The sequence below is a fragment of the Myxococcus sp. AB025B genome, from assembly GCF_006518215.1.
Classification (GTDB): domain Bacteria; phylum Myxococcota; class Myxococcia; order Myxococcales; family Myxococcaceae; genus Myxococcus; species Myxococcus fulvus.
Map to the genome: position 1 here is coordinate 18,363 of NZ_SRLW01000089.1, position 14,445 is coordinate 32,807.

Sequence of the window (14,445 nt, forward strand, 5' to 3'; positions counted from 1 at the left end):
CGTCACAGCGCTCCGACCAGGCGCTTGAAGCTGTCGCCCCGGTCCTCGAAGTTCTTGAACTGATCGTACGACGCACACGCGGGCGACAGCAGCACCGTGTCCCCCGCCTTCGCCAGCTCGCGCGCCTTCGCCACCGCCGCCGACAGCGTGCCGCACGCATGCACCGCCGCCTGCCCCTCGTAGGCCCGGGCGAGCAGTTCCGAATCCGCGCCGATGGTCAGCACGCCCTTCACCCTGCCCCTCCCCGCCTCCACCATGGGCGCGTACGGGGCGCCCTTGCCCTTGCCACCGGCAATCAGCCACACCCCGTCCCGGAACGCGCGCAGCGCCACCAGCACCGAGTCCACGTTGGTGGCCTTCGAGTCGTTCACCCACTCCACCCCGTCCAGCACCCGCACGCTCTCCAGCCGGTGGGGCAGGCCCGGGTAGCTGTCCAGCCCCGCCTGCACCGCGTCCGCCGGCACGCCGCCCAGCCGCGCCAGGAGCACCGCCGCCATCGCGTTCTGTGCGTTGTGCGCCCCGCGCAGCGCGCGGTTGCCCAGCCGGTACGACTCGCCCAGGAACTCCAGCCGGAAGCCGCCGTCCTTCGCCACCGCGAGCCCCGCGAGCCTCGGCGCGTCCACCACCGGCCGGCCCGTGACGCTGAAACCGTACACCGGCGTGCGGGCCTGGGTCGCAAGGCCCATGACGGCCGCGTCGTCGGCGTTCACCACCGCGAAGTCACCGTCGTGCTGGTGCTGGAAGATGCGCGCCTTGGCCTCGCCGTACTCCTTGTGGCTCGCGTACCGGTCGATGTGGTCCGGCGTGAGGTTGAGGATGGCGGCGCCGCGCAGGCGCAGGGACTGGATGCCCTCGAGCTGGAAGCTGGACAGCTCCACCACCAGCGCGTCCCAGTCCGCGGGCGTCAGCGCCGCCTCGCTGAAGGGCCGGCCCAGGTTGCCGCCCACGAAGGTGCGCCGGCCGCCCTTGGCGAACAGCTCCCCGGTGAGCGCCGTGGTGGTGCTCTTGCCGTTGGTGCCGGTGATGCCGAACAGCGGCACGGCGGTGAGCGCGCGCCACGCCAGCTCCACCTCGCCCCAGATGGGCACCCGGGCCGCGGCGGCCGCGCGCAGCTCCGGCAGCGCCAGCGGCACCCCCGGGCTCACCACCACCAGCGCCTGCGACTCCAACAGGCCCGGCGGCGCGGGCACGGTGACGAGCGCGGCCCCCAGCGCCTTCACCTCACGGGCCACGTCGCCCAGGGCTTCCTCACTGCGAGCGTCGAGCGCCGTGACGCTCGCGCCCTGCCGACACAACAGGCGGAGCGCCGCGACGCCGCTCTTCGCCAGCCCGTACACCAACACCTTCTGCCCGGACAGCGAGAGCGACATGGGAGCCACCACCCCTTGGGGGAATCAGCGCAGCTTCAGCGACAGGAGCGCCACGCCACCACAGAGGATGGAGACGATCCAGAAACGGACGATGATCTTCGGCTCGGCCAGGCCCTTGAGCTCGAAGTGGTGGTGCACCGGCGCCATCTTGAACACCCGCTTGCCGGTCATCTTGAACGAGGCCACCTGAATCATCACGCTCAGCGCCTCCGCGAAGAAGATGCCGTGGATGATGGCGGAGACGACCTCGTTCTTGGACAGCACGGCGAGTCCGCCCAGGGCCCCGCCCAGCGCCAGCGAGCCGATGTCGCCCATGAACACGGAGGCCGGATAGGTGTTGAACCACAGGAAGGAGATGCCCGCGCCGACGATGGCCGCGCAGAACACCGCCAGCTCCGCGCCGCCCTTCACCTGGAGGATGCCCAGGTACTGGTACAGCGGCGTGGCCACCAGCTTCGTGGTGCCCCCCACCGTCACCGAGTCGGCGATGCTCAGCGTGGTGCCCGCCACGTAGCAGAGCACCGCGAAGGTAATCGCGGAGACGATGGTGGGGACGATGGCCAGGCCGTCCAGACCGTCGGTGAGGTTCACCGCGTTGGACGTGCCCACCACCACCACCCACGCGAACACGACGTAGAACCACCCCAGGTCCAGGTTGAACCAGTGCGAGGGGATGAAGGGCAGGGTCAGCCGCGTGTTGATGAGCAGCGTGGGGCCGAACGAGCCGTCTGCTTGCGTCCACGTGGTGAGCAGGCCGAACACCGCCACCAGGTAGAAGAAGGTCTGCAGCACCATCTTCTTGCGGCCCGCCAGGCCCTTGGAGTTGCGCTTGGACAGCTTGAGCCAGTCGTCCAGGAAGCCGATGAAGCCGTAGCCGAAGGTGAGCAGCAGCACCACCCAGACGACGCGGCTCTTCAGGTCCGCGAACAACAGCGTGCCCGCCGCGATGCAGATGAGGATGAGCGCGCCACCCATGGTGGGCGTGCCCTTCTTCTTCTGATGCGAGTCCGGCGTGTCCTCGCGCACGTTGCTCTGCCCGTGCTGCTTGAGCCTGAGCCTCGCGATGAGGCGCGGACCAATCAGCATGCCCAGCACGAGCGCGAAGACCCCGGCGGCGATGATGCGGAAGGTGGGGTAGCGCAAGAAGTTGAGGATGCGCCCCGCCTCCGTGTTCTGGATGAGCTCGTAGAGCAGGTACAGCACTAGTGGTTTCCTCCGGAGGACGTCGGGGTGCCCGTCAGCGCGGCCACCACCCGCTCCAGCCGCATGCCGCGGCTCGCCTTCACCAGCACCACGTCCTGGGGGCGCAGCCGCGGCGTCAACCACGCCACCAGCGGCTCCACCTCCGTGAAATGCGCCGCGGCCTCTGCCAGCCCCGCGCGCTTGAAGCCTTCCGCCGAGCGCGGGCCGAAGAACGCCACCAGCGCCGCCTTGCCCGACACCTGCTCGCCCAGGCGCGCGTGCTCCTCCAGCTCGCCCGGGCCCAATTCCAGCATGTCGCCCAGCACCGCCACCGCCCGGCCGCCCGAGGGAACCAGCGTGCCCAGGGTCTCCAGCGCCGCGTCCATGGACGCGGGGTTGGCGTTGTAGCAATCGTCGATGACCGTCACGCCGCCCTGCCCGTCCAGCACGTTGAGCCGCCGCGAGTACGGCCGCGCCGCCTCCAGCCCGCGCACGCACTCCTCCGGCGTGTAGCCCAGGGCCAGCGCCACCGCGAAGGCCGCCGTGGCGTTCTGCGCGTTGTGCGGGCCGATGAACGCCAGGCGCACCGGCCACTCGCGGCCCAGGTGACGCACCGTGGCCACCATGCCGTCGCGGCCCTTCGTCTCCACCGACACCAGCCGCACGTCCGCGCCGTCCGTCCGGCCGAACGTCAGCCGGTTCGCCGTGCTGCGCTCGGCCTGCGCGGGGATGAGCGCGTCGTCCACGTTGACGACGATGGTGGTGCCCGGCCCCATCTCCTGGAACATCTCCCCTTCCGCGTCCGCCACGCCCCGCAGGCTGCCCAGCCCCTCCAGGTGCTCGGGCTGGACGACGGTGATGACGCCCGCGTCGGGGCGCACCACGCGGGTGAGCCGCTCGATTTCACCCGGGCGGTTCATCCCCACCTCGATGACGGCCGCCACGTGCTGGGGCTCCAGCCGGAACAGCGTCAGGGGGACACCAATCTCGTTGTTGAAGTTGCCCTCCGTCTTCAGGGCCGGCCCGCGCGTGGCCAGGATGGCGCCCACCATCTCCTTGGTGGTCGTCTTCCCGTTGGAGCCGCCCACCGCGCAGATGGGGATGCGGAAGCGCTGACGGTGGTGGCGGCCCAGGGCCCCCAACGCCATCAGCGTGTCCTCCACCTCGTACAGCACGAAGCCCTCGGGCAGCGCCGGCAGCGCGCGGCCCCTGGCCACCACCGCGCCCGCCGCGCCACCTTGGGCCGCGGCGTCCACGAAGGCGTGCGCGTCGAAGCGCTCACCCACGAGCGCCACGAACAGGCAGCCCGGGGTGAGTGCCCGCGTGTCCGTGCAGACCGCTTCGAAGGCGGCCGGTCCGGGCCCCAGGCGCCGGGTCGCCCCGGTCGCCTGCACCACCTCTTCGTCGCTGAATCGAGCTGCCATGGGGTGTGAGGGCCCGCCTCGCGCGCCTTGTCTCAGCTGGGTTTGCGGGCAGCCAGCACCGTGGCGGCCACCTGCCGGTCGTCGAACTTGTGCTTCTCCTGGCCCACCTGCTGGTAGGTCTCATGGCCCTTGCCGGCGATGAGCACCACGTCCTCCCCCGTCGCCAGGCTGATGGCCTGCTCGATGGCGGCGCGGCGGTCCGCTTCCACCAGGTAGCCCTTCTCACCCGACTTCACCTTGGCGGCGGAGATGCGGCGCAGCCCCGCCTTCTCCAGGCCCGGCGTCACCTGGGCGATGATGTCGTCCGGGTCCTCCGTGCGCGGGTTGTCGCTGGTGATGACGGCGACGTCGGCGGCCTCCGCGGCCACCTGCCCCATCAGCGGGCGCTTGCCCTTGTCCCGGTCCCCACCGCAGCCGAAGACCACGATGACGCGGCCCTTGGCCAAGGAGCGCGCCGCCTCGAGCGCGCGCTTGAGCGCGTCGTCCGTGTGCGCGTAGTCCACCAGCACCGCCGGCGCTCCGCCCGGGCCGTAGTTCTCCACGCGCTCCATGCGGCCTTCCACCGGCGTCATCCGCTCGATGCCGACCTTCACGTCGCTGCGCGAGAAGCCCGCGCCAATGCCAATGCCCACCGCCAGGAGGATGTTCTCCAGGTTGTGGGGCCCCAAGAGCTTGCTCTTGAGCGCGATGTCACCCGAGGGCGTCTTCAGCGTGCCCTTGATGCCATCCAGCGAGAACGTGACGTCCGAGGCGGAGATTTCACCGCTGCCCTGACGGCTGAACTTCCACGCCATCTTCTTCTGGCCGCGCTGCTCGTTGTAGATGCGGCTGGCGTAGGTGTCGTCGCCGTTGACCACGGCCACGCCCGAGGCGGACAGGTTCTCCGCGAAGAGCTTCCGCTTGGACTGGAAGTAGTCCTCCATGTCCTTGTGGTAGTCGAGGTGGTCGCGGCTCAGGTTGCTGAAGCCCGCGGCCTTGAAGGTCAGCCCGTGCACGCGCTCCTGCGCGAGCGCGTGGCTGGAGACCTCCATCACCACCGTCTCCACGCCCGCGTCCACCATCTCCTTGAAGATGCGGTGCAGCTCCAGCGGGTCCGGCGTCGTGTTCGCCGTCGGCACCGTCTTGCCGCCGAACTTGTAGCCCAGCGTGCCGATGACACCCGTGGACACGTAGGCCGCCGCGCTCATCGCCTCCAGCAGGAAGGACGTCGTCGTCTTCCCGTTGGTGCCGGTGACGGCGAGCAACGTCAGCTTGTCGGCCGGACGGCCATGGAAGTTCGCCGCGATGAGGGCCAGCGCCTTGCGCGCGCTGCCCACCTTGAAGAAGGGCACCTGCGAGGAGGGCACCGGCTTCTCGGAGACCACCGCCACGGCTCCGCGTGACACGGCCTCCCCGATGAACTGGGCACCATCCTCCTTGGTGCCGGGAATGGCGACGAACAAGTCGCCGGGCTTCACATGCCGCGAGTCCTGGGTCACACCGGTGACGTCGACCGCGGAACGACCACCCGAGGTCTGCTCGGCACCACACCCTGCGAGGACATCCGTCAGCTTCATCTCTTCCCCTTCTTCACACGCATTGCAAGCGCGGGGCCTGGAGCAAGCGCGGCCTCATTGCCGCGTCGCCATCTCCAGCGTCACCCGGGCCCCCTTCTCCACCAGCGAGCCGGCGGCGGGGGTTTGAGACACCACACGACCACTTCCCAGTACCTGTGGCTCCAACGCCGCGGCGAGCAGCTTCACCACGGCCTCACGCCCCCCGGCCCCCTGGACGTCCGGCACACGCACCGTGCCGGGCTCAGGGCTCTCCGAGACCGCTTCCTCCAACGCCGGGCGGGCGGGCTCGACGGCCGCGCGGGCCACCGGCTTCGCCGCGCCAGGCGCGGGGGACGCGGCGGCCATGGCCGCCCCGGGTGCCACCGTCCGAGACGGAGGCACGGCCAGGTGGGCCATGGCGGCGGTCGCAATTTCCTTGAAAGCAGGGGCAGCCACGAGCCCCCCGTACACGTCTGTCTTGGGTTCGTCCACCACCACGAGGATGACGATGCGAGGATCCTCGGCCGGCACCATGCCGACGAAGGAGGCGATACGCTTGTCCGAGTAGCCCCGGGCCACGGGGTCCGCCTTCTGGGCGGTGCCCGTCTTGCCCGCCACCCGGTATTCATCCATGGCCGCCCGGGGCGCGGTGCCTCCCTTGACGACCACGCTTTCGAGCATGCCCACCACCTGCCGGGCGACCTTGCTGGACACGACCCGGCGGACCTCCGTGGGACGGTTCTCCAGCAGAACCACCCCGTCCGGGTCCACCACCTTCGACACCAGGTAGGGGCGCATCATCACGCCATCGTTGGCCAGCGCACCATAGCCGGCGGCGATCTGCACCGCGGTGGCCGTCATGCCCTGGCCGAAGGACTGGGTGGCCAGGGACACTTCGGCCTTCGGGAAGGGGATGACGCCCCGGCCCTCGCCGGGCAGCGACAGCCCCGTGCGCTCGGCGAAGCCGAAGGCGTGGTAGCCGGCGACCATCTTCTCGCGGCCCAGCACCTGGGCAATCTTGGCCATGCAGATGTTGGAGGACACCTGGAGGATGCCCTGCGGCGCCAGCCACCCGTAGGAGTGGGTGTCGTTGATGGTGTGGCGCCCCACGCGCCAGGCGCCGTTCTCGCAGAAGAAGACGCTGTCGGGCGTAATCGCCTTCTCCTCCAGCGCGGTGGCCACCACGAACGGCTTGGTGGTGGAGCCGGGCTCGAAGGTGTCCAGCGCGGCGCGGTTGCGCATGCCGCCGCGGGAGCTGGACTCGGGCGTGTTCGGGTTGAAGCGCGGGTGGTTGGCCACCGCGAGCAGCTCCCCCGTCTTGGGGTCCAGCGCCACCACCATGCCGGCGACGGCCTTGGCCTCCTCCACCGCCTTGGCCAGGGCCTTCTCGGCCACGTACTGGAGGTGGCGGTCCAAGGTCAGGGTGACGGCGGCGCCCTGGCGCTCCAGGGGGTCGGTGGCGCCCTGCACCAGCAGCTTGCGGCCCTTGGCGTCGCGGAAGCCGGACATGCGCGAGTTCTGCCCGGACAGCTCGTCCTCGAAGGCCTTCTCCAGGCCCTCCAGGCCCTTGCCGTCCATGCCGACCAGGCCCATCACGTGCGCGCCCAGCTCGCGCTGGGGATAGAAGCGCTTGGGCTCCTTGGTGAAGCCCAGGCCGGGCAGGCCCAGCGCCTTCACCGCGGCGACCTCCTGGGGCTTGGCCTGGCGCTTGACCCAGGCGAAGCGCTTGGAGCGGGCCAGGCGCGCGGCCAGCTCATCCGCGTCCACCTTCAGGGCCTTGGCCAGCTGCTTCGAGGCCTGGCGCACGTCGGGCAGCATCGACGGGTCCACCCAGACGGAGTCCACCTCCACGCTCTGGGCGAGCGGCGTGCCGCGCCGGTCGAAGATGTCGCCGCGCCGGGCGGGGATCTCGATCTGGCGGACGTACTGGTCCTGCGCCATCCCCCGCAGCTTCTCCTGCTCGAAGACCTGCAGCTGCACGGCGCGACCGAAGGCGACTCCCAAGAGGAGCAGGAAGAGGCCGAACAACAGCTGCACCCGCAGCTTCAGCCCCTTCGCGTTGGGCTCCGGAGCCCGGGTCGCCTTGAAGTCCCTCACCGGCCCGCGCCTCCACGGCCGGCCACGCGCACGGCGGGCCTGGTGTCCTGCGGGGCCTGGGCGGAGGCGCTGGCGCGAGAGGGCTTCTCCGCGGACAGCGACACCACCGCGCTGCCCGCGGGCATGCTCATGCCCAGCTGCTCACGCGCCACGCGCTCCAGCCGGCCGGGGGACTTGAGCGTGGCCAGCTCCAGCTTGAGCCGGTCGTTCTCCCGCGTCAGCGAGCGGCTCTCGGCCTCCTCGCGCGACAGCCGGTAGCCCATGTCCACCACCATCACCCGGCTGGTGACGTGGAGGATGCCCACCGCCGCGAACAGGGTGAACAGCAGGACCGCGGGCAGCAGGTGCAGCAGCACGCCCGTCACCGAGACGGAGCCACGCTGGGACGACGCCTTGCTCATCGCACTTTCTCCACCACGCGCAGGTGCGCGCTCCGAGAGCGGGGGTTGACCTCCACCTCTTGCTCCGAGGCGGACACGGCCTTCTTCGTCACCACGCTGAAGTTGCCCACGCTCTGGCAGACGCAGACGGGCAGGCCCGGAGGGCAGGTGCAGCGCCCCTCCAGCGCGCGGAAGGCTTCCTTCACCTTCCGGTCCTCCAGCGAGTGGAAGGAGATGACGGCGGCGCGCCCGCCCACCTTGAGCAGGCCCGGCAGCGCGGACAAGAGCGCGTCCAGCGCCTCCAGCTCCTGGTTGACGGCCATGCGCAGCGCCTGGAACGTCCGGGTGGCCACGTGGATGCGGTTGGGCCACGCCTTGCGCGGCACCGCGCGCTTGACGACCTCCGCGGCCTCCAGCGTGCGTGTGGGCAGCGCCCGCTTGAGTTCGCGGGCGATGGGCCGGGCGAAGGGCTCCTCGCCGTACTCCTCGAGGATGTGCTTGAGCTCGCGCTCGTCCAGCGTGGCGATGAGCTCCGCGGCGGTGGGGCCGTCCGGGCCCATGCGCATGTCCAGCGGGCCGTCCTTGTTGAAGGAGAAGCCGCGCTCGGCCACGTCGAGCTGGGGCGAGGACACGCCCAGGTCCACGAGCACGCCGTCCACGGGCAGCAGGTCGCGGGTGACGCGGGGCAGGTCGGCGAAGTTGCCGGCGCGGCCCTGGAAGCGGGGGTTGGGGCCCAGCCGGGAGGTGGCCGCCGCCAGCGCCACCGGGTCGCGGTCCACGCCGACGACGGACGCGCCCTGGGCCAGGAGCGCCTCCGTGTGGCCACCACCCCCGAGTGTGCCGTCGATGATCATCTTGCCCGCTCCCGGTCGCAGCAGCTCCACCGCTTCACGCAGCAGGACGGTGTGGTGCTGGAATTCCAAGGCCCCCACGAGCACTCAGACGAAGGGAGCCCGCGCGAGGCCGAAGGCGGCGCGAGCGTCGTTCATGTGCGGGTAGATTTCGAAGGCGTCGTGCGCGCCGGCGGCCCGGAAGATGGCCGCCAGGTACGGCGACAGGCCGGACAGCTTCAAATCGCCGCCGGTGCGGCGGAAGGCCTCGGCGCGGGCCATCAGCGGCTTGACGCCCTTGTAGTTGAGGTGGCCGACGTCGGACAGGTCCAGCACCACCTGACGCAGGCCCCGGTGCATGCGCTGGGTGAGCTCGTCGCACAGGGTCAGCAGGTCCTGCTCGCTCAGCTCGCCCTCCAGCATGAGCGTCTCCACGCGCCCGGCACCCGCCAGCACGCTCGCCGCTCCTCGCCGCACCTCCAGAACCTGATTCATACGGTGTCACCCTCTGGGGACTTCAGCCCTCTGTCGACTTTCCGGACTACGGCTGCCGCAGCTCGGAGAGCACCTTCATCACGTCCGCGGAGGCCGCCTCCTGGCGGGCCTCTTCCTGGGCCTTCGCCCAGCCCTCGCGGCTCCAAAGCTCGATGACCTTCACCATCCCCGCCCACACCACGTCCTTCTCCAACCCCGCATACGTCCGGAGCGACGGTGGGATGAGCAGCCGTCCCAGCCGGTCCAGCGGGCACTCCTGGGCGCTGGCCACGTACAGGCGCATCAGCGTCTTCACCCCGGGCTCCATGGGATTTCGCCGCGCGAGGGAGGTCTCCAGCGCCTCCCACTCCCGCACCGGGTAGGCGTGCAGGCACCGGTCCAGCGCGGTCGTGACGATGAGCCGCTCGTCGTAGGCCCCCACCAGGGTCTCCCGGAGCTTCGCCGGGAGGCTGGTCCGCCCCTTCGCGTCGATCTGGTGCTCATAGACGCCTCGGAACACGGGGGGCGATCCACCTTTTCAGCCCATCAAGGGATGAAGCTCCACTCCTTCCCACTTCTTGCCACTACCGGGCGGCATTCATACGCGCCCACATGGGGGGGGTCAAGAAAGCGCAACAGGTTGGAACACGCCGCCAGTGCAACGCCGACATCCGGACAACCCGTCACACCTGGAAGGTCAGGTGTTTGGCGCGGCGCGGCGCCCTACCCGTGGCGCTGGGGTAAACTTGAGCTCCCCCCGAGAAGGGCGCAGAGTGACGGGTGCGTGAACACGAACGTGCGACTGAAGGTGGCCTACAAGAGCCCGCAGTCCCTGGTGGGGGAGTACACGCGCAGCGTGGGTCAAGGAGGCGCCACCCTCCACACGCGTCGCAGCCTGCCGCTGGGCACCCGCTTCACCTTCGAGCTGCATGCCGGAGGCGCGCTGCGGCCCGTGGAGGTGCTGGGCGAGGTGGTGCAGGTGGAGCCGCGCCCGGAGCGCGACTACCTGCTCACGGTGCGCTACGGCGCCACGGAGGATCGCTCCGCGCTGGACGCGGTGCTCCAGCGCATCTTCTCCGTGCAGGAGAAGGAGGGGCTGCGCCGCTTCCCCCGGCTGCCCCTGCACCTGCGCGCGGTGGAGGCAACACCCCTGTCGCCGGCCTTCCTGGTGCGCGACATCTCGCGCGGCGGCGTGGGGCTGGACGTGATGGCGCCCGCCCTGCCCCGCCACGTGCGCGTGGGCACGCCGTTCCTGTTGGAGATGGACCTGACGGGCGGCGCGCTGCTGTTGCACGGCGAGGTGGTGTGGACCGCGTCCACGCCGCGCAAGAACGCCACCGAGGCGACGCCGGGCTTCGGCGCCACGTTCGGCCGGCTGCGCGCGCCCATGCAGGAGCGGCTGGACGCGCTCCTGGCCTTGAGCTCGTTGCCCCCCGCGCCGTGGAAGGCGCGGGTGAGCTTCGGCATGGACGCGGTGACGCGGATGCCGTGAGGGCGGCGGGAGGCTACTCCGCGAAGGGGTAGCCGCCGGCGGCCTCGACGGCGGTCACCACCGTCTCACGCAGGTGGGCCGGGTTGTACGGCGTGAAGACGTCCAGCGTGCGCAGGCGCGTCAGCTCCTTGTCCAGCGCGTCGCCCTCGAGCGTGGCGCACAGGGCGCGGCGGGTGCGCTCGTACACGCGCGGCGCGCTGTCGAACGCGAACAGGCGCACCAGCGCCAGCCGCACCGGGTCCACCTGCCCGCCCGCGGCCACCTGCCGGGTGCGCGTGACGAGCGAGTCCAGCGCGAACGCGTCCATCATCACGTCGGAGAGCGCGGCGAGCACCTCCTGGTGCTTCTCCAGCTCCGGGCCGAACTTCTCCGCGGCGATGCGCAGGGCGTGCAGCGCCAGGCGCTTGGTGCTCTCCGCGGCGACCTCCTCCGCCGCCAGCGCGTCCTCCGTGCGGGCGCGGGGGCGCTCCCCGCGCGACAGCTCGTCCGCGATGTTCTTCGCCACGGAGAACAGCGGCAAATCCCCCTTCACCGCGCGCTTGAGGATCATGCCCGTGATGAGCATGCGGTTGATCTCGTTGGTGCCCTCGAAGATGCGGTTGACGCGCGCGTCGCGGTAGGCGCGCTCGATGGGGTACTCCTCGATGAAGCCCGCGCCGCCGTGCAGCTGCACGGCGTCATCCAGCAGGTGGCCCAGGGCCTCCGAGCCGTAGACCTTCATGATGGAGGACTCGATGGCGTACTCCTCCACCGCGGCCAGCAGGTGCGCCTCGAAGTCCGGGGCACTCTTGTCCCGCGAGGCCAGGCGCGCGTCGACCAGGCCCGCGGTGCGGTAGGTCATGCTCTCCACCGCGTGGACGAGCATCGCCATGCGCGCCAGCTTCTCGCGCGACAGCGGGAAGTCGGCGATGGCCGTGCCGAACTGCTTGCGCTCCTGGGTGAAGCGCAGCGCGTTGGCCAGGTTGAGCTTCATGCTGCCGAGCACACCCGCGCCCAGCTTCAGCCGGCCGTAGTTGAGGATGTTGAAGGCAATCTTGTGGCCTCGGCCCACCTCGCCCAGCAGGTTCTCGGCGGGCACCTTCGCGTCCTCGAAGTAGAGCGGGCACGTGGACGAGCCACGGATGCCCATCTTGTGCTCCTCGGGGCCCACGCTGAAGCCCGGGGTGTCCTTCTCCACGATGAAGCCGGTGAACTTGTCACCGTCCACCTTGGCGAAGACGACGAACACGTCCGCGAAGGCCGCGTTGGTGATGTAGAGCTTGGAGCCGTTGAGGAGCCAGTGCTTGCCGTCCGGCGAGCGCACCGCCTTCGTCTTCGCGCCCAGCGCGTCGCTGCCGCTGCCCTGCTCGGTGAGCGCGTACGCCGCCACCCACTCGCCCGTGGCGAGCTTCGGCAGGTACTTCGCCTTCTGGGCCGCGTTGCCGAACCAGACGATGGGCAGCGTGCCGATGCCCACGTGCGCGCCGAATGTCACGGACCAGGAGCCGTTGAGGCCCATCGCCTCCGCGAGCAGCAGCGAGGTCGTCTTGTCCAGGCCCGTGCCGCCGTAGGCCTCGGGGATGTCCGTGCTCAGCAGGCCCAGCTCGCCCGCCTGTCGCAAGAGCTCGCGCAGCAGCGCGTTGTCCTTGTGCTCGATGCGCTCGGACTGCGGCACCACCTGCTCGCGGCTGAACTGGAGCGCGGTGCGGAAGAAGAGCCGTTGCTCCTCCGTGAAGGTCTCCGGCGTGAGGACGCGGGCAGCGCCGACCTCCTGGAACAGGAAGGCACCTCCGGTGGGGTTTTCCTTCGACGCGGCGGGCTCATTCACTGCGGCCATCCAAGACCTCCCAAGGTGAACGGAAGGAACACCCCTTCCGCCGGCGGGCACACGACCCACCGTGTAAGCTATGAAGCGCGCCATCTTAGGGGGAGAAGCAGGCGGGCCAGCCCTTTTCTCGCTGCGGGCCTGTCCGTTCCCCGCGGCTTTCCGCACTTCGCGTCCGGTATTTCCGCGCAGCGGAACGTGCGGGGCCCCGTGCCTGTGGCGTGAGCGACAGTCACAGGGGTCCCGCAGACGTCGACACCGCTCACGATGACCACCCAGGGCCCCTCACTCCAGGCCGGAGGCGCTCCGCCTCCAGGGAGGGGGACTGTCATGAGAACGAGTTCGAGCGTGCTGGTGGCGTTGTTCGTCGCGGGTGTCGTCACCGGGCAGCCCCAGTGGCGCCGCCGGCTGGACGGCGCGGTCGGCTTCGCGCTCGGCGTGGCCACGCACGGCAACCGCGTGGTGGCGGTCGGCACGTTCGCCAACACCTTCACCTTCGCGGCACGGGAGCACACGTCCACCGCCAACCTCGGCATCGACCAGGACGCCTTCGTCGCCGCCTGGACACGCGACGGCGAGGAGCGCTGGGCGTGGAACTTCGCCTTCGACATCGACGCCCTCGCCATGGACCCGAACGACGGCGTCACCGTCATCGGCGGCTACCAGGGCCTCAGCCCGGATACGGCGGCCCTGGGAGTTCCTGATGGCGATGCGGCGAGCGCCGCCAACGTCTACGTCGCGAAGCTCGACCGCATCCACGGCTCGTGGCGCTGGGTGCGGACCTTCCCCGGCGGACAGGACCGCGGCAGCCCCGGCTTGGATGAGGGCACCGTCGCCGTCACACCGGATGGCAGGCCCGCGGTCATGGGACGCTTCCACGACACGCTGCGGGTCGGCTCGCGGGCGTGGACCGCGAACGGCCTGTCGGACCTGTTCCAGTTCGGCTTCGAACCCTGAGGCTCAGCCCGCGTCCCCGGCGCGCCGAGGCGTCGGGTAGACGAGGCACAGCGTCTCGAACAGGGGCTCGCCCGGGGACGTGTACACGGCGCCGAGCGCCCTGGCCGCCTGCGCCACCTCGGTGCCGAACGAGGGCACCAGGCAGATGTCCTCGGACTGCTTGAAGCGCCCCTTCAACAGCCCCAGGCCCCGGCGCAGCATCGCGAGGTCCTGACGCCCCTCGCGCACCGGCACCGACGGGCCGTTCGCGTCCGGGCCGGGCAGCTTGCCCACGCTCGTGCTCAATTCGAACCCATCCGCGCGCTGGATGATGCGCAGCTTCCCCGGGGCCACCTCCGCCAGCCACTCGCGGAAGCCCTCCTCGTCGCGGAGGACCAACCGATAGGCGACGGGCGCGTCCGGATGCGCGAGCCACACCGAGCCCGCCGAGTCCCGCAGCACCGCGAACAGCTCCGACACCTGCGCCAGGAACGTGTCCGCGTCCGGCACGAGCAGCACGTCCCGGCCCTTCACCCGCGAGGCCAGGCGCGCGAGGGAGTCCGGGTTCGTCGGCTCGAACGTCTCCGCGTCCACGCGCACCTGCTCACCCGCGAGCGCCATCCGCGGCGCTCCGGCGGGGAGCTTCTCTCCGTAGACCGGAGCATCGACCCGGGGCCGCGCGCCCCCGTCGTCGGCGGCGGTGGCCTGCGTCCCCGGGGTCAGCGACGGGAGCGGCTCGGGCTTCAGCGACTGCAGGGGCTGCGCGGGCTTCTCCTCACGACAGCCCGTGAGCGCGAGCCCCACGCACAAAAGGCCCCCGAGCCATCGTCGCCCCGAGACTCGCGCCGCTCGATGAATGCATCCGCGCGCCATCACCGCCCCGAACCTCACGACGTCACCCCCGCCCGCATCCCCGATGAC

13 protein-coding genes are annotated in these 14,445 nt (G+C 70.7%); 2 read left to right on the plus strand and 11 right to left on the minus strand.

Annotated elements, in window-relative coordinates; genetic code table 11:
- Positions 1–2 precede the first annotated feature (2 nt).
- From murD to mraZ, 9 genes are read right to left on the minus strand one after another with little or no spacing between them, the layout of a single operon-like run.
- Positions 3–1,370, minus strand: a complete 1,368-nt coding sequence (murD, locus tag FL311_RS17040; protein WP_141326187.1) for a UDP-N-acetylmuramoyl-L-alanine--D-glutamate ligase — start codon at positions 1,368–1,370, stop codon at positions 3–5.
- A 24-nt stretch (positions 1,371–1,394) separates the two neighbouring features.
- Positions 1,395–2,573: a phospho-N-acetylmuramoyl-pentapeptide-transferase gene (gene mraY, locus FL311_RS17045; protein ID WP_046715503.1), complete on the minus strand. Its 1,179-nt coding sequence runs from the start codon at positions 2,571–2,573 to the stop codon at positions 1,395–1,397.
- A complete protein-coding gene (gene murF / locus FL311_RS17050) occupies positions 2,573–3,976 on the minus strand; it encodes a UDP-N-acetylmuramoyl-tripeptide--D-alanyl-D-alanine ligase (protein WP_141326188.1) in 1,404 nt (467 codons plus the stop codon). Before murF ends, mraY begins: the two co-directional genes overlap by 1 nt.
- A 32-nt stretch (positions 3,977–4,008) precedes the next feature.
- Complete coding sequence (locus tag FL311_RS17055; RefSeq protein WP_141326189.1) at positions 4,009–5,532, minus strand: UDP-N-acetylmuramoyl-L-alanyl-D-glutamate--2,6-diaminopimelate ligase; 1,524 nt, start codon at positions 5,530–5,532, stop codon at positions 4,009–4,011.
- A gap of 54 nt (positions 5,533–5,586) precedes the next feature.
- Positions 5,587–7,608: a penicillin-binding transpeptidase domain-containing protein gene (locus FL311_RS17060; protein WP_141326190.1), complete on the minus strand. Its 2,022-nt coding sequence runs from the start codon at positions 7,606–7,608 to the stop codon at positions 5,587–5,589.
- Positions 7,605–8,009 carry a cell division protein FtsL gene (gene ftsL, locus FL311_RS17065; protein WP_141326191.1) on the minus strand — a complete coding sequence of 135 codons (405 nt, stop codon included), beginning with the start codon at positions 8,007–8,009 and terminating at the stop codon, positions 7,605–7,607. The genes FL311_RS17060 and ftsL overlap by 4 nt, the downstream gene beginning before the upstream one ends.
- Positions 8,006–8,920: a 16S rRNA (cytosine(1402)-N(4))-methyltransferase RsmH gene (gene rsmH / locus FL311_RS17070; RefSeq protein ID WP_141326192.1), complete on the minus strand. Its 915-nt coding sequence runs from the start codon at positions 8,918–8,920 to the stop codon at positions 8,006–8,008. Before rsmH ends, ftsL begins: the two co-directional genes overlap by 4 nt.
- A 6-nt stretch (positions 8,921–8,926) precedes the next feature.
- Positions 8,927–9,313 carry an STAS domain-containing protein gene (locus FL311_RS17075; RefSeq protein ID WP_141326193.1) on the minus strand — a complete coding sequence of 129 codons (387 nt, stop codon included), beginning with the start codon at positions 9,311–9,313 and terminating at the stop codon, positions 8,927–8,929.
- A gap of 46 nt (positions 9,314–9,359) precedes the next feature.
- Positions 9,360–9,812 carry a division/cell wall cluster transcriptional repressor MraZ gene (gene mraZ, locus FL311_RS17080; RefSeq protein WP_046715510.1) on the minus strand — a complete coding sequence of 151 codons (453 nt, stop codon included), beginning with the start codon at positions 9,810–9,812 and terminating at the stop codon, positions 9,360–9,362.
- A 264-nt stretch (positions 9,813–10,076) separates the two neighbouring features.
- Here mraZ and FL311_RS17085 point away from each other — a divergent pair, with 264 nt between their 5' ends.
- A complete protein-coding gene (locus FL311_RS17085; protein WP_141326194.1) occupies positions 10,077–10,784 on the plus strand; it encodes a PilZ domain-containing protein in 708 nt (235 codons plus the stop codon).
- A 13-nt stretch (positions 10,785–10,797) separates the two neighbouring features.
- Here the strand turns inward: FL311_RS17085 and FL311_RS17090 are convergent, their stop codons facing one another.
- Entirely contained in the window at positions 10,798–12,600 is a 1,803-nt protein-coding gene (locus FL311_RS17090) for an acyl-CoA dehydrogenase family protein (RefSeq protein ID WP_141326195.1), read from the minus strand.
- A gap of 318 nt (positions 12,601–12,918) precedes the next feature.
- Between FL311_RS17090 and FL311_RS17095 the strand changes: the two genes are divergently transcribed.
- A complete protein-coding gene (locus tag FL311_RS17095) occupies positions 12,919–13,545 on the plus strand; it encodes a hypothetical protein (protein ID WP_141326196.1) in 627 nt (208 codons plus the stop codon).
- A gap of 3 nt (positions 13,546–13,548) precedes the next feature.
- Here the strand turns inward: FL311_RS17095 and FL311_RS17100 are convergent, their stop codons facing one another.
- On the minus strand, positions 13,549–14,397 hold the full coding sequence (locus FL311_RS17100; RefSeq protein WP_141326197.1) for a hypothetical protein: 849 nt from the start codon (positions 14,395–14,397) through the stop codon (positions 13,549–13,551).
- Between the last annotated feature and the right edge of the window lie 48 nt (positions 14,398–14,445).

Coding starts and splice junctions, on each gene's coding strand:
- murD (WP_141326187.1), bottom strand. CDS start 1,370: ATGTCGCTCTCGCTGTCCGGGCAGAAGGTGTTGGTGTACGGGCTGGCG.
- murF (WP_141326188.1), bottom strand. CDS start 3,976: ATGGCAGCTCGATTCAGCGACGAAGAGGTGGTGCAGGCGACCGGGGCG.
- FL311_RS17055 (WP_141326189.1), bottom strand. CDS start 5,532: ATGAAGCTGACGGATGTCCTCGCAGGGTGTGGTGCCGAGCAGACCTCG.
- ftsL (WP_141326191.1), bottom strand. CDS start 8,009: ATGAGCAAGGCGTCGTCCCAGCGTGGCTCCGTCTCGGTGACGGGCGTG.
- FL311_RS17075 (WP_141326193.1), bottom strand. CDS start 9,313: ATGAATCAGGTTCTGGAGGTGCGGCGAGGAGCGGCGAGCGTGCTGGCG.
- FL311_RS17090 (WP_141326195.1), bottom strand. CDS start 12,600: ATGGCCGCAGTGAATGAGCCCGCCGCGTCGAAGGAAAACCCCACCGGA.
- FL311_RS17095 (WP_141326196.1), top strand. CDS start 12,919: ATGAGAACGAGTTCGAGCGTGCTGGTGGCGTTGTTCGTCGCGGGTGTC.
- FL311_RS17100 (WP_141326197.1), bottom strand. CDS start 14,397: ATGGCGCGCGGATGCATTCATCGAGCGGCGCGAGTCTCGGGGCGACGA.